We start from the raw sequence: 12854 nt of genomic DNA on the forward strand, positions 1-12854 counted from the left end.
ACGTGGCCGATTTGCTTGAACTCGACCGCATCCGCCTGGCCTACGATACGCCGCAGGGCCTGCGCCCGGTGGTGCAGGATCTGTCGCTGGCGCTGCCGGCTGGCCATATTGGTTGTTTGCTGGGCCAGTCCGGCTGCGGCAAGACCACGATTTTGCGCGCCATCGCGGGCTTTGAGCCGGTGCGTGCCGGGCTTATTGCACTGGACGGCACCATCATTTCATCCGAGTCCGTGCTGGTCGCCCCGGAACACCGCCGTGTAGGGATGATGTTCCAGGATTACGCGCTGTTTCCCCATCTGACGGCCGCGGAAAATGTGGCGTTCGGGCTGCGCAAGGTGATGAACAAGGCCCAGCGCGCGGCGCGCGTCAAGGAAATGCTGGATCTGGTCGGCTTGTCGGCAGCGGCCGATAGCTATCCGCACGAGATTTCCGGGGGACAGCAGCAGCGTGTGGCGCTGGCCCGGGCGCTGGCGCCCTCGCCCGATCTCTTGCTGCTGGACGAGCCCTTTTCCAATCTGGATGTAGATACGCGCGAACGCCTGGCGTTCGAGGTGCGCGATATTCTCAAGTCCACGGGCCACACCGCTATTCTCGTCACCCATAACCAGGCCGAAGCTTTTGCTATTGCCGATCGCATCGGCATCATGAGCGAAGGTAAAGTCGTGCAATGGGATACGCCGTATAACTTGCACCACCACCCTGCCACGGATTTTGTACGGGACTTTGTGCGACGCGAGGCGTTGGTGGAGCAGCGGCAACAGGCGTACGCGCGCGGGCGCTGATCCGCCATTACGTGTTCGCACGGGGTCGTATCCGTCGCCAACGTATATGCGCGCGGACACGGCGACGAGTCATGGTCTGTAGGCGACCCACCCCTTGAACGTGAACGCGCAATAGAACAGGTCGATGTCTGTGAATCCAGCCTCGCGCAGCAGGTCGACGTCCTGTTGCGGCGAAAGCACCGGTAGCCGTTCCTTGATCGCGGTGATACCGCCTTGGGCCTGTGCCACAGGGACGCCAGAGGCAGTCGCGAATGCCGCATTACGCGCGAGCCACCGATCCCTGGCAGGATCTTCGGTGGGAAAGCTGTGATGCGCGATGACCAAAGGCGCCCCGGGCTTGAGCCGCATGAGCATTTGCTTCAAGGTTCGCAGGCGTTCCTCGCGCGGCAGGAAATGCAGCGTCAGCAGGCAGACCGCGCCATTAAAGGGCCCGTTGGGCGCGGTGTCGATATAGCCTTCGTGCAAGCGCACGCGGGACGCTGTCGGGCCCAATATTGTGCGAGCCAAATCGAGCATCTCGGGAGACGGATCTACACCGTCGAAGCTCCAGCCTGGCTGCATGTCGGTGAAGGCCTTCAACTCCAACCCGCCGCCAGCGCCGAGCACCAGGACGCGCGCGTCGGCAGGTGCACGTTCGGCCAACAGAACGCCTGTCATCCTGTGCAAGTCCCGAAGACCGGGCACGATCCTCGCTGTCCTTTCCGCATAGTTCGCTACGGCCGTTGGATCAGAGAATGGGGTCATGAGCTGCTGCCCTCCTCTCGCTGTGGGGTATGCTCGGCGAGGCTCTCGACGGCAGGCGACTGATCGGCCAGGCCGACAGCTGGCCGGATGCGAAGGCCTCGGTAGGATCCGCTATAGTTTTTCACACTTTCGGCGCGGGCAGCGGAATATATTCCGTCTCGTCACCCGGCACGATCTGGCTGAAACGATCACGCTGCCAGTCTGCTTTGGCCTGCTCGATGCGGTCTTTGCGGCTGGAGACGAAATTCCACCAGACAAAGCGCGGACCATCCAGCGGCTCGCCACCCAGTATCGCAAAGCGGACGTTGTCCACGGCTCGTACAGTCACGGGCTGGCCCGCGGCGAACACGATGAGCTGCCCGGGTTGATAGACTTGTCCATCGACCTCGACGGAGCCGCGGCTGAGGTAGGCGGCGCGTTCTTCGTATTCGGCGGGAATGACCACGGTGGAGCCGGGCTTCATCACGATGTCGCCGAAGAACAGGGGCGACAGCGTACGCACTGAAGAGGTTTTGCCGAACAAGGAGCCTGCCACGACCTGGGCGCGTACGCCCTCTCCTTCGACGATAGGCTGCGCGTCGAGACCGTAGTGAACGAATCCAGGGTCGGTTTCCTCATGCTGGCTGGGCAAGCCCACCCAGAGCTGCAAACCCGCAATACGCTGGCCCGCGCTGCGTTGTGCAGCGGGACTGCGTTCGGAGTGGACGATCCCACGGCCGGCCGTCATCCAGTTGACTTCGCCGGGACGGATCTCCTGGACATTACCCGCGCCGTCGCGGTGCATCATGGCCCCCTCGTAGAGAAAGGTCACGGTAGATAAACCAATGTGCGGATGAGGACGTACGTCCATGCCGGCGCCCGGTTCGAACGACACGGGACCCATCTCATCCAGGAAGACGAACGGGCCGACGGTGCGGCGTTGGGCCGACGGCAAGGCGCGGCGGACGGTAACGCCGTCACCCAGATCGCTGGTGCGGGGGACGATGAGCGTTTCAACTAGGGACATGCGGTTCTCCTGGGGTGTCGCGCCGCGCGGGCGTGTTTAGCGCATTTTGGGGGATTACAGCCCGCATGGCTATCGCGGATAACCATGCGGGGACGTACCGCCGGGTCCGGCTGGACCCGGTCCTGCCAGCGGCCTCAGGCCAGATCGAACACCAGCACATCGGCCTGTTTGCCGTCACTGATGCGTACCGCAGCCTCGTCGATCAGGGCTAACGCGTCGCCGGCCTTGAGGGCTTGGCCATTGACCGTCACCTCGCCACGCGCCACATGCACCCAGGCACGACGGCCCGCGGCCAGAGGCAATTCAGCGGTTTCCACGTCATCGAACAGGCCGACATACAAGCGCGCGTCCTGGTGAATGCGCATGGAGCCATCGGCACCGTCGGGCGAGATCACCTGACGCAGGCGGCCACGCTTTTCGGCTTCGGGCACTTCTTGCTCTTCGTACTCGGGTTCGATACCCGTGACATTGGGCTCGATCCAGATTTGCAGCAAATGCGTGGTCTGGTCTTCCAGCGGGTTGAATTCCGAGTGCAACACACCGCGGCCAGCGCTCATACGCTGTACGTTGCCCGGGCGGATGGTCGAGCCGCTGCCCATGCTGTCCTTGTGCGCCACAGCGCCATCGAGCACATAGGTGATGATCTCCATGTCGCGGTGGCCATGCGTGCCAAAGCCACGGCTCGGGGCGATACGATCGTCATTGATGACGCGCAGCGAACCGAACCCCATGTGCGCCGGGTCGTAGTAGTTCGCAAAAGAAAAGGTGTGATAGCTGTCGAGCCAACCGTGATTGGCATGACCACGTTCGTTGCTACGGCGCAGGGTCAACATAGTAAGCTCCTTTCGATAATCTGAATGATTCGTGGTGAGACGTTGTTGTCTAATCACCATCCATGAAACGTATTGTGCGCGGATCACATGGGCTTGAGACTGAATTGGTTTGATGAGATCATTCAATTTATTTGAATGACTTTTTGCCATGCAAGCCATCACGCCTGAACTGCTTTATATGATCGACGCCATCGCTCGGCACGGCAGTTTTGCCAAGGCGGCGCGCGAGTTGGGCAAAGTGCCCTCGGCAGTGACCTATGCTGTACGCAAGCTCGAGGACGCGCTGGATGTGCTGTTATTTGATCGCAGCGGCCACCGCGCTCACCTCACGCCTGCGGGGGAAACGCTGCTACAGGATGGCCGGCAGGTGTTGCAATCGCTGGATGCGCTGGCGGGACGCGTCAAACGAGTGGCGACGGGATGGGAGCTGGATCTGAAGGTGGCAGTCAGTGCCGTACTGCCCCTGGCGCAGCTGTATGACTTGATTGCCGAGTTTCGCGAGCTGGCTTCGGTCACGACGTTGCGGCTGTCCACCGAGGTGCTCAGCGGAAATTGGGACGCTTTGGCGTCAGGGCGCGCAGATTTGGTCATTGGCGCGGATGCAGCGGGGGTGCCCTCTGGGGCCTATTGGTCACAGCCCTTAGGCGAACTGCAGTTCGGCTTTTGCGTGGCGCCCCATCATCCGCTTGCGCAGTTGAATCGCCCACTGACGGCGGCCGATATCTCGGCCCACTGCGCCATTGCGCTGGCCGATACGTCGCGCGATCTGCCGCCGCGCACGCGCGGTCTGCTGAACCAGCAGCCTTTCATCATGATGCCGACCATGCAAGCGAAGATCGACGCGCAGGTGCGCGGTCTGGGATGCGGCTACCTGCCCCTGTCGCTAGCAGCGCCCTACATCATGCGAGGGCAATTGGTGCAATGCCCCACGGATGACGTAGTGCCGATTACCGAACAACTGGTCTACGCCTGGCGCGAGCCGATCCCAGGACAGGCACTGAAATGGTGGCTGCAAAAGCTGCGTTCACCCCGGTTATGCGAAAGCCTGCTGGGTGTATGACCCTCGTCAAAAGCCCAGCGGGCATAACTCACCGAGACTCGGTGCTGTATTTCAACAGATCGATCAATGCCGCGAAAGGCTCTGCAACGGGTTCCACGACGAATTCCGCCATTCTGCCTGCCAAGCGCGCCGGCTGCAGATAGCGTTCGACGACATGATATTCGGGCCGGTCCACATAATCGTCGAACAAAATGACGCAGCCCGGCGGCGCCATCAGCATCGTGATCAGGAACGAAGCAACGCGGAACCGCCCATCGATCAATACCAGGTCGGGCCGCTCACCGGTTTTGAGGAGTTTTTCCCAAGGGGCCGTGCAATAAGCAGGCCAATCTCTGGCGTGAGACTCGTCCACCGGCCTGCCCCATTCTTTGGTGGCGCCGATGTCCGCGTAGATGGGGATGTAGCGGCGACGCGGTATGCCTTCGTCCAGCAGCCGCTGCCTGACAGCCTTTAAAAACTGCTTGTCGGTATCGACGGAATAAATGCTCTTGACGCCTGCCTGGGCGACCATCAATGAGCTGCCGCCCGAACCATATTCCAGAAAGACTCTGATTCCGGTGAGGTGTTCGCCGAGTAGCGCGATGCCTTCTGCCTCCATGTGGGGCAGATCGGGAATCGTATCGGCCGACCAGACCTGCGTCGATAGCTCGGCGGCAGATTTTGGTTTGGTCTGCTTGATTCTAGTTCGCTTGGTTTTGGCGCCGGAATCCTTTGCTTTGGCACGCTTGGGCGTGACGTCAGCGCCTTTTGCTTTAGCGCCCTTGACCTTGATGCTGCGGCCCTTTGTTTTGGCGTCCTTGGCCTTGACGTCTATAAGCTTGAGCCCTTTGGCCTTCGCCTCTTTAACCTTGGCAGCTTTGGTCTTGGTCATCTTAACCTTGCTTGCTTTAGCTTCAGTTTGCGCGGCTGCGGCCTGTGTAGAGGCCGAGACTGGTTCAGGATGTTTGCGACGAACAACTTTAGGCACTGCGAACTCCTACAAGTCCGAAGCCCCTATTGCACCACACTATCTATACAGTCCCAAGACACTCGCCCCTGCCCGGTAAACACGAGCGAGTGCGGCATTAATCTTCAATGCCGAGTTCCCGCAGTTTACGGGTGATTGTGTTGCGGCCGATACCCAGGCGCGAAGCCGCCTCGACCCGCCGGCCTCGACTGGCGTCGAGCGCCGTTTGCAGCAGAATGCGTTCAAATTGACGGGTGAGTGTCGCCATGACGGCAGGTTCGCCGCGCTCCAGGCGTTGCTGAGTTTCGCGCAACAACGCACCTTGCCAGTCCGGAATACCCGCGTTGGCAGCCGGCATTGCCGGCGCGGATGCCGCATAGGCTGGGGCAGCAGCGGCAGCCGGGAAACTGCTCCTGCCTGCCGTACCGGCCCCCATCGGACTGGCAGCCCCACCGTTGATCACGTTGGGCGCCGCCGCCCCGGAATGATGTGGCGCCTGCTGCTCCAATTCGATGGCGCGGATTTCTGGCGGCAGATCGGCCCGCTCGATAATCTGCCCCGGCGCCATGACGGTCAGCCAATGACAGAAATTTTCCAATTGGCGGACATTGCCCGGGAAATCGAATCGGGTCAGAACAGAAATCGCATCCGGGGTCAGGCGTTTGACCGGAACGCCCAGCGAGCGCGCACTGGCAGCCAGAAAATGATTCGCCAAGGCCGGAATGTCTTCGACACGCTCGCGCAACGGCGGCAAGCGCAGGCGAATGACATTCAAACGGTGAAACAAGTCCTCGCGAAACTGGCCCTGTTCGACGCGCTGCTCCAGCGGTTGGTGCGTGGCGGCGACGATGCGCACATCGACACGCACGGGTTGAGCGCCGCCCACCCGATAAAAACTGCCTTCGGCCAGCACCCGCAACAAACGCGTCTGCAGCTCGATCGGCATATCGCCGATTTCGTCTAAAAACAGCGTGCCGCCGTTGGCTTCTTCGAAACGGCCACGGCGCAAGGTATTCGCGCCGGTAAAGGCCCCGCGCTCGTGGCCGAAAAGCTCGGCCTCGAGCAGATCGCGCGGAATGGCGGCGGCGTTCAGCGCCACGAACGGCCCGCCTGCCCGCGCACCATGACCATGCAAAGCCCTTGCGACCAACTCCTTCCCGGTACCAGACTCGCCGGTGATCAATACGGTGACTTTGGATTGAGACAAACGGCCGATCGCGCGAAAGACTTCTTGCATGGCGCTGGAGGCCGACTGCGTCATCATCCAGCGCTCATTGTTTTGCAAAGGGTCTGCACCCTCGCCGGCAACGGTTTTCTCCTCGGGCGCGGATTCGAGCACTGCGCGCTCGATCAAGGCAACCGCCTCGTTCACGTCGAACGGCTTGGCCAGATAATCAAACGCGCCGCCCTGAAACGCCGACACGGTGCTATCCAGGTCAGCGAATGCAGTCATGACGATGACTGGCAGGCGCGGATGGCGCTCCTTGATTTGGCGCAACAAGTCCAGCCCGCTGCCGCCAGGCATGCGAATGTCCGAGACCAGGGCGGACGGCGTTTCGGTTTCCAACGCATCCAGCACATCGGTGGCCTGGGAAAAGCTGCGCGTTGGCACATCGGCACGAGCGAGCGCTTTTTCCAGGACCCACCGGATGGCCTGGTCATCATCAACGATCCAAACAGGTTTGCTCACTGTGGCTGCTCCATCGGTAAGACCAGACGGAATTCTGTGTGCCTGGGGCGGGATTCAAATTCGATAATGCCTCCGTGCTGCTGCACGAAATCCTGGGCCAGGCTCAGGCCCAGTCCTGTCCCGCCTGGCCGTGCGGTGACCAGGGGATGAAAAATACGATCGCGAATCGCCTCGGGCACGCCGGGCCCGTTATCGATGATCGCCAGTTCGAGCGCCAAACGATGTTGGCGATGGGCTAGCATGACCTGCCTCGCAACACGCGTGCGCAGCGTAATCTGCGGCGAAGGCACGTCTGCCCCGGTCTTTTGCAGAGATAGCTCCTGAGCCGCGTTACGTGCGACGTTCAGGACGGCCTGCATCAGACGAGCGGCATCGCCCTGCAAATCCGGCACCGATGCGTCATAGTCGCGCACCAGCGTGATTTTCTCGCGAAACTCGGCCTGGATCAGCGCGCAGACGCGCTCGCAGATCTCGTGAATATTGACGGGCCGCGCATTCAGGGGAACGCGTTGCGGACCACTGAGCCGGTCGACCAGGACTTGCAGGCGATCGGCTTCGGAAATAATGACCTGGGTGTATTCGGCCAGCGCCGCATCGGGCAGCTCGGCCTCGAGCAATTGCGCCGCACCACGCAACCCCCCCAGCGGGTTCTTGACCTCGTGCGCCAGGTTACGCAACAACTCGCGATGCGCTTCGATTTCTTCGACCAGGCGGTGATTGCGATCGGCCAGCACGCGCTGTTCGATCTCGCGCGCCTCGATCAGCACAGGCCAGGCTTGGCCGCTCAGTGACACCGTTGTCACGGTGACCTCGACGCACTCGCCTGCTCGACGCAACGAAGACAACTGGCGCACATCGGCAAAATGGCCGGATACGGCACGGTCGATGGACGACTGCACGGCCTCCGGATGGCCAAACAAGGTCGCAGCAGAATGGCCATGCAGTTGTCTGCGGGACCGGCCGAAGAGGTCTTCGGCTGCAGCGTTGGCCCATTCGACATGCCCTTTTTCGTTCAACAGCAGGACAGCCGTCGCCAGTAGATCAAACGCATCAACATTTATCATTTGCAGCACCGGGGTGGACGGGCCGGCGGGCCGCCCCGTCCGCCCCAACTAAGCCAAGAACATCACAGGCTGTAGTACATGTCGAATTCGACAGGGTGCGTGGTCATACGCAGACGCTGGACTTCACCTTCTTTGAGCGCCAGGTAGGCATCGATCATCTCGTTACTGAACACGCCACCGCGGGTCAGGAACTCGCGGTCCTTGTCGAGCGCTTCCAGGGCCTGGTCGAGCGATGCGCACACGGTCGGGATCTTTGCATCCTCTTCCGGCGGCAGATCGTACAGGTTCTTGTCGGCGGGATCGCCGGGGTGAATCTTGTTCTGCACACCGTCCAGACCGGCCATCATCAGTGCAGAGAAAGCCAGGTACGGGTTGGCCAGGGGATCCGGGAAACGGGTTTCGACGCGACGGCCCTTGGGGTTGCCCACGTAAGGAATACGGATCGAGGCCGAACGGTTGCGAGCCGAGTAGGCCAGCTTGACCGGAGCTTCGAAGTGAGGAACCAGACGCTTGTACGAGTTGGTGCCCGGGTTCGTGATGGCGTTCAAGGCACGGGCGTGCTTGATGATGCCGCCGATGTAGTACAGGGCGAACTCGGACAGACCGGCGTAGCCGTTGCCGGCGAACAGGTTCTGGCCGTCTTTCCAGATCGATTGGTGCACGTGCATGCCCGAGCCGTTGTCACCGACGATGGGCTTGGGCATGAAGGTCGCGGTCTTGCCATAGGCATGAGCCACGTTGTGGATCACATATTTGGTGATCTGGGTCCAGTCGGCGCGTTGCACCAGCGTGCTGAATTTGGTGCCGATTTCCAATTGGCCTGCACCCGCGACTTCGTGGTGATGCACTTCGACCGGCACGCCCATTTGTTCCAGCAACAGGCACATTTCCGAACGCATGTCCTGGAAAGAATCGACCGGAGGCACGGGGAAATAGCCGCCCTTGACAGCAGGACGGTGACCCAGGTTGCCGCCTTCGAATTCCAGGCCGCTGGACCAGGGGGCTTCTTCGGACTTGATCTTGACGAAGGTGCCCGACATGTCGGTGTTCCAGGTCACGCCGTCGAACACGAAGAATTCGGGTTCCGGACCAAAGTAGGCGGTGTCGCCCAGGCCGGAGGATTTCAGATAGGCTTCGGCGCGCTTGGCCAACGAACGCGGATCACGGTCGTAGCCCTTGAGATCGGACGGTTCTACGACGTCGCAGCTCAGGATCAAGGTGGGCTCTTCGCGGAACGGATCCAGGTTGGCGGTGTTCAGATCGGGGATGAGCAACATGTCCGATGCTTCGATACCCTTCCACCCCGGAATCGACGAACCGTCGAAGGCTTGGCCGCTTTCCAGCTTGTCTTCGTCTACGACAGACGTAGGCACCGAAACGTGGTGCTCACGGCCCATCGTATCGGTAAAGCGGAAGTCTACGAATTTGACTTCGTTGTCGGCGATTTGCTTCAGGATGTCTTTCGGGCTTGCCATGTCATCTCCATTAGATAAAAGCGCCGGGGGTCTAAGCCTGGCTCCGGCTGGCATAAACAGTAGAAAGCAATATGTGTGCCAGGTTCCATTACGGGGCATAGCCACATAAAGCATCCATGGCGGGGCATTAATGCACTATATTAGTGCATAACATGGTGCAGATAAGCACCATGTTGGTGCTTTTCGATTACAGGAACATTTCCTGGAGGTCGTTCAAGAAGCGCCAACCCAGTGCAGTCGCCCGCAGCCGAGTGGGATCCGCGTCCAGCAAGCCCTTGGCGCTGGCGGCCTGCAACGGGCGGGACATCGCTGCCAACGACAGACCGGTGCGCTCTTCGAAAGACGCCGCAGAGACGCCCTCTTTCAATCGCAACGCGTTGAGCATGAATTCGAACGGCAGCTCGTCGGGGCCTACCTGGCGGCTCTCTGCGATGTGGCTGCCATCACGCGCCTTGGCGCTCGCCATCCAGGTGTCGGGGTTACGCAAACGCGCCTCTCGCACAATACGGTCATGAAATGACAGTTTTCCATGCGCGCCTGGCCCCAGCCCCAGATAATCGCCGAATTCCCAATAATTCAGGTTATGGCGGCTGCGCGCGCCGGGTTTGGCGTAGGCGGAAACTTCGTAGCGCTGCAAGCCTGCTGCCGCCAGCCGGGCCTCGACTGCGTCCTGCATGGCAGCGCTGGTATCGTCATCGGGCAATTCGGGCGGATACTTGGCAAAGACGGTATTGGGCTCCAGTGTCAGGTGATACATCGACAGATGCTCTGTCCCATAGGACAAGGCCTGTTCGACGTCCTGCATACAGGCGGCCATATCCTGGCCGGGCAAGGCAAACATCAGGTCCAGATTGACGCGGGACACCGCCCTCTGCGCCATGTCGATGGCCGCACGGGCCTGGTTCGCATCGTGGATACGGCCCAGTTTTTTCAATTGGGCATCGTCAAAACTCTGGATCCCGAGCGAAAGACGATTGACGCCGCTCGCCGCATAGTCCCGGAACCGCTCGGCCTCCGCGGTGCCGGGGTTCGCCTCCATCGTGATTTCAGCGTCAGGCCATAGATTGAGATAGGCCCGCAGCATGGCCAGAATCTCGTCCATTGCCGCCGCCGACAAGAGGCTGGGCGTTCCTCCCCCGAAAAACACCGAGATGACTTGCCGGCCCCAGATCGAGGGTAAGGCCTGCTCCAGATCGGCGCGCAGCGCATCCAGATAAGCCCGTTCGGGGATCTCGGTGGGCGCCGCGTGCGAGTTGAAATCGCAGTACGGGCATTTGCGCACGCACCAGGGCACGTGGATGTAGACCGAGAGCGGCGGCAAGCTGGTCAGCGTGGCGCCCGGCGGCGTCACTACACGGGACGGATTACCTGCGCCAGCCGCGCGAATGGGAATGGTGATGGCCAAGATAGAGACTCAAAATACGAAAAGCGGTGACTGCAGCTCTCACACAAGATGGCGCGCCCGTACGCAAGACACACCACACCATGTGTCGGCGGACACCGCGTACTAGCGCGACGCCAGCTTGCTTAAAAGCTGCTGCAACGCCCGGGCACGGTGGCTGATACGGTTTTTCTCGGCAGGATCGAGTTCCGCCGCCGTGCGGCCCAGATCAGGCAGCAGGAAATACGGGTCATAGCCAAAGCCATGATCGCCTCTGGGTGTGTCGACAATTTCACCGTGCCACAGGCCCTCGCCGATCAGGGGTTGAGGATCATCGTGTGTACGCACCAATACCAGCAATGCCACATACCAGGCGCTGCGATCGGCCACATCGGCCAAGTTATTGACCAGCAAGGCGTTATTGGCGCTATCGCTGCGAGGAGCATCAGGATTGGTCAGCTGCGCATAACGAGCAGAATACACGCCCGGCGCACCGTCCAGGGCCGCAACGCACAGGCCCGAATCGTCTGCCAGCGCAGGTAAGCCTGTCAGCTGACTGGCATGGCGCGCTTTAGCCAAGGCGTTTTCAACAAACGTTACATGGGGCTCTGGCGCCTCGGGCACGCCCAGCTCACCTTGCGGAATAAGCTCAATGCCCAAAGGGGCAAACAAGGCCGAAAATTCGCGCAATTTGCCAGCATTGTTCGAGGCCAGCACCACGCGGCTCAGAGAGGGATGAATCGTTGTAGAGGTCATAGTCCCCATTGTATGCCGCGCGGGTTTTACTTGGCCGCGGGAGGAGTTTCGCGTTCGCTCTCGGGAACGTCGGCCACCAGCATATCCACCAGTTCTCTGGCAAACGCCGGCAAGGCCTCGCGACTACGCACGCAGATCTGCAGCTTGCGCACCGCCCATTCGTCGGTCAGGGGAACAATGGCGATTTTCAATACCCGGGCAAAACGCACGGCGACGGATTCGGGAATCACGCCGATCCCCACTCCTGTTTCGATCATACGGCAGACGGCTTCGAAATTGCCGACCTCGATACGGAATTTGAAGGTGCGCCCCAGCGCCTCGGCTGCCTGCACTAGAAAGGGATGAATCGCGCTCCATTCGGACAGCCCGACGTAGTCATTGCTGAGCGTATCGGCAAAAGCCACCGCAGCCTCTTTCGCCAGCGGGTGATTGCTGGCGGCAACCAGTACGAGCCGGTCTTTGCGGTACGGAATGAATTCCAGATTTGGATCAGCCGTGCAGCCCGCGACGATACCCACGTCGGCCGAGCCCTCAGCCACCGCCCGCATGATCAGATAGCTAAGCCGCTCGCGCAACTCGACGTTGACGTCCGGATGCGCCGCGAGAAATTTACCCAATACGGCGGGCATGAATTCCGTCATTGCCGTGGTGTTGGCCAACACGCGCACATGGCCTTTTACCCCGCGGGCAAACTCCTGCATATCGCCGCGCAATTGTTCGACCTGACGCATCACCGTGCGCGCATGGCGGGTCAGCGCCTCGCCGGACGGAGTGAGCGTGACGCCCTGGCTGGTACGGTACAACAACTGCGTCCCGAAATGCTCTTCCAGGTTTTTGATGCGCGTGCTGGCAGCCGGCAACGATAGATGGGTCTTCTCTGCAGCGCGCGTCAGGCTTTGGCGCTCGCCGATATGGACGATCAGTTGTAGATCTGTCAGATCAAAATGCCCTGCCATGGTTTCCTCTGTTCTTCGGCAATTGCTAACCCGGTATTAAGCAATCATAAATTGGCAAGGGTACCCGGGTTGCGGCAAAGTGCCGGTGTTGTTTTGGCCGCCGGGCCGCCGCCAAGCATAGGCGCGGCGCCGCAGGCCGTTATCTTTATTGGCGTCATCAT

At 60.8% G+C, this 12854-nt stretch carries 12 protein-coding genes; 2 read left to right on the plus strand and 10 right to left on the minus strand.

What is annotated here, in order from left to right; translation table 11 throughout:
• The first annotated feature begins 2 nt into the window (after positions 1-2).
• Complete coding sequence (locus CAL20_RS12375) at positions 3-782, plus strand: ABC transporter ATP-binding protein (RefSeq protein ID WP_094821426.1); 780 nt, start codon at positions 3-5, stop codon at positions 780-782.
• A 69-nt stretch (positions 783-851) separates the two neighbouring features.
• On the opposite strand, the gene CAL20_RS12380 is transcribed toward CAL20_RS12375, so the two are convergent.
• From CAL20_RS12380 to CAL20_RS12390, 3 genes are all read right to left on the minus strand, one after another.
• Positions 852-1526 carry a class I SAM-dependent methyltransferase gene (locus tag CAL20_RS12380; RefSeq protein ID WP_094838001.1) on the minus strand — a complete coding sequence of 225 codons (675 nt, stop codon included), beginning with the start codon at positions 1524-1526 and terminating at the stop codon, positions 852-854.
• Between the two features lie 121 nt (positions 1527-1647).
• Positions 1648-2532: a pirin family protein gene (locus CAL20_RS12385; protein WP_094821295.1), complete on the minus strand. Its 885-nt coding sequence runs from the start codon at positions 2530-2532 to the stop codon at positions 1648-1650.
• A gap of 134 nt (positions 2533-2666) precedes the next feature.
• A complete protein-coding gene (locus CAL20_RS12390) occupies positions 2667-3365 on the minus strand; it encodes a pirin family protein (protein WP_094821296.1) in 699 nt (232 codons plus the stop codon).
• Positions 3366-3513: 148 nt separating this feature from the next.
• On the opposite strand from CAL20_RS12390, the gene CAL20_RS12395 reads away from it, so the two are divergent.
• Positions 3514-4425 (plus strand): LysR family transcriptional regulator, encoded by a 912-nt coding sequence (locus CAL20_RS12395; RefSeq protein WP_094821297.1) that lies wholly within the window; start codon positions 3514-3516, stop codon positions 4423-4425.
• 28 nt (positions 4426-4453) lie between these two features.
• Here CAL20_RS12395 and CAL20_RS12400 read toward each other — a convergent pair whose 3' ends face one another.
• From CAL20_RS12400 to CAL20_RS12430, 7 genes are all read right to left on the minus strand, one after another.
• Positions 4454-5296, minus strand: coding sequence for a hypothetical protein (locus CAL20_RS12400; protein ID WP_094821298.1), 843 nt, complete (start codon positions 5294-5296; stop codon positions 4454-4456).
• A gap of 193 nt (positions 5297-5489) precedes the next feature.
• Entirely contained in the window at positions 5490-7061 is a 1572-nt protein-coding gene (ntrC, locus tag CAL20_RS12405; RefSeq protein ID WP_094821299.1) for a nitrogen regulation protein NR(I), read from the minus strand.
• Positions 7058-8125: a nitrogen regulation protein NR(II) gene (gene glnL / locus CAL20_RS12410; protein WP_094821300.1), complete on the minus strand. Its 1068-nt coding sequence runs from the start codon at positions 8123-8125 to the stop codon at positions 7058-7060. Before glnL ends, ntrC begins: the two co-directional genes overlap by 4 nt.
• A 62-nt stretch (positions 8126-8187) precedes the next feature.
• Positions 8188-9600, minus strand: coding sequence for a type I glutamate--ammonia ligase (glnA, locus tag CAL20_RS12415; RefSeq protein WP_094821301.1), 1413 nt, complete (start codon positions 9598-9600; stop codon positions 8188-8190).
• A gap of 187 nt (positions 9601-9787) precedes the next feature.
• Entirely contained in the window at positions 9788-11005 is a 1218-nt protein-coding gene (gene hemW, locus CAL20_RS12420; protein ID WP_094838002.1) for a radical SAM family heme chaperone HemW, read from the minus strand.
• Positions 11006-11107: 102 nt separating this feature from the next.
• On the minus strand, positions 11108-11737 hold the full coding sequence (rdgB, locus tag CAL20_RS12425; RefSeq protein WP_179266666.1) for an RdgB/HAM1 family non-canonical purine NTP pyrophosphatase: 630 nt from the start codon (positions 11735-11737) through the stop codon (positions 11108-11110).
• Positions 11738-11763: 26 nt separating this feature from the next.
• A complete protein-coding gene (locus CAL20_RS12430) occupies positions 11764-12693 on the minus strand; it encodes a LysR family transcriptional regulator (RefSeq protein WP_094838004.1) in 930 nt (309 codons plus the stop codon).
• Positions 12694-12854: the final 161 nt, after the last annotated feature.

It is taken from the genome of Bordetella genomosp. 4 (assembly GCF_002261185.1).
In the GTDB taxonomy this organism is placed as follows: domain Bacteria; phylum Pseudomonadota; class Gammaproteobacteria; order Burkholderiales; family Burkholderiaceae_B; genus Bordetella_A.

What these genes read in the sequence shown, in the direction of transcription:
- glnL (WP_094821300.1), bottom strand. Translation starts at nt 8,125, where the DNA reads ATGATAAATGTTGATGCGTTTGATCTACTGGCGACGGCTGTCCTGCTG.
- CAL20_RS12390 (WP_094821296.1), bottom strand. Translation starts at nt 3,365, where the DNA reads ATGTTGACCCTGCGCCGTAGCAACGAACGTGGTCATGCCAATCACGGT.
- CAL20_RS12400 (WP_094821298.1), bottom strand. Translation starts at nt 5,296, where the DNA reads ATGACCAAGACCAAAGCTGCCAAGGTTAAAGAGGCGAAGGCCAAAGGG.
- CAL20_RS12380 (WP_094838001.1), bottom strand. Translation starts at nt 1,526, where the DNA reads ATGACCCCATTCTCTGATCCAACGGCCGTAGCGAACTATGCGGAAAGG.
- glnA (WP_094821301.1), bottom strand. Translation starts at nt 9,600, where the DNA reads ATGGCAAGCCCGAAAGACATCCTGAAGCAAATCGCCGACAACGAAGTC.
- CAL20_RS12385 (WP_094821295.1), bottom strand. Translation starts at nt 2,532, where the DNA reads ATGTCCCTAGTTGAAACGCTCATCGTCCCCCGCACCAGCGATCTGGGT.
- CAL20_RS12395 (WP_094821297.1), top strand. Translation starts at nt 3,514, where the DNA reads ATGCAAGCCATCACGCCTGAACTGCTTTATATGATCGACGCCATCGCT.
- rdgB (WP_179266666.1), bottom strand. Translation starts at nt 11,737, where the DNA reads ATGACCTCTACAACGATTCATCCCTCTCTGAGCCGCGTGGTGCTGGCC.
- CAL20_RS12430 (WP_094838004.1), bottom strand. Translation starts at nt 12,693, where the DNA reads ATGGCAGGGCATTTTGATCTGACAGATCTACAACTGATCGTCCATATC.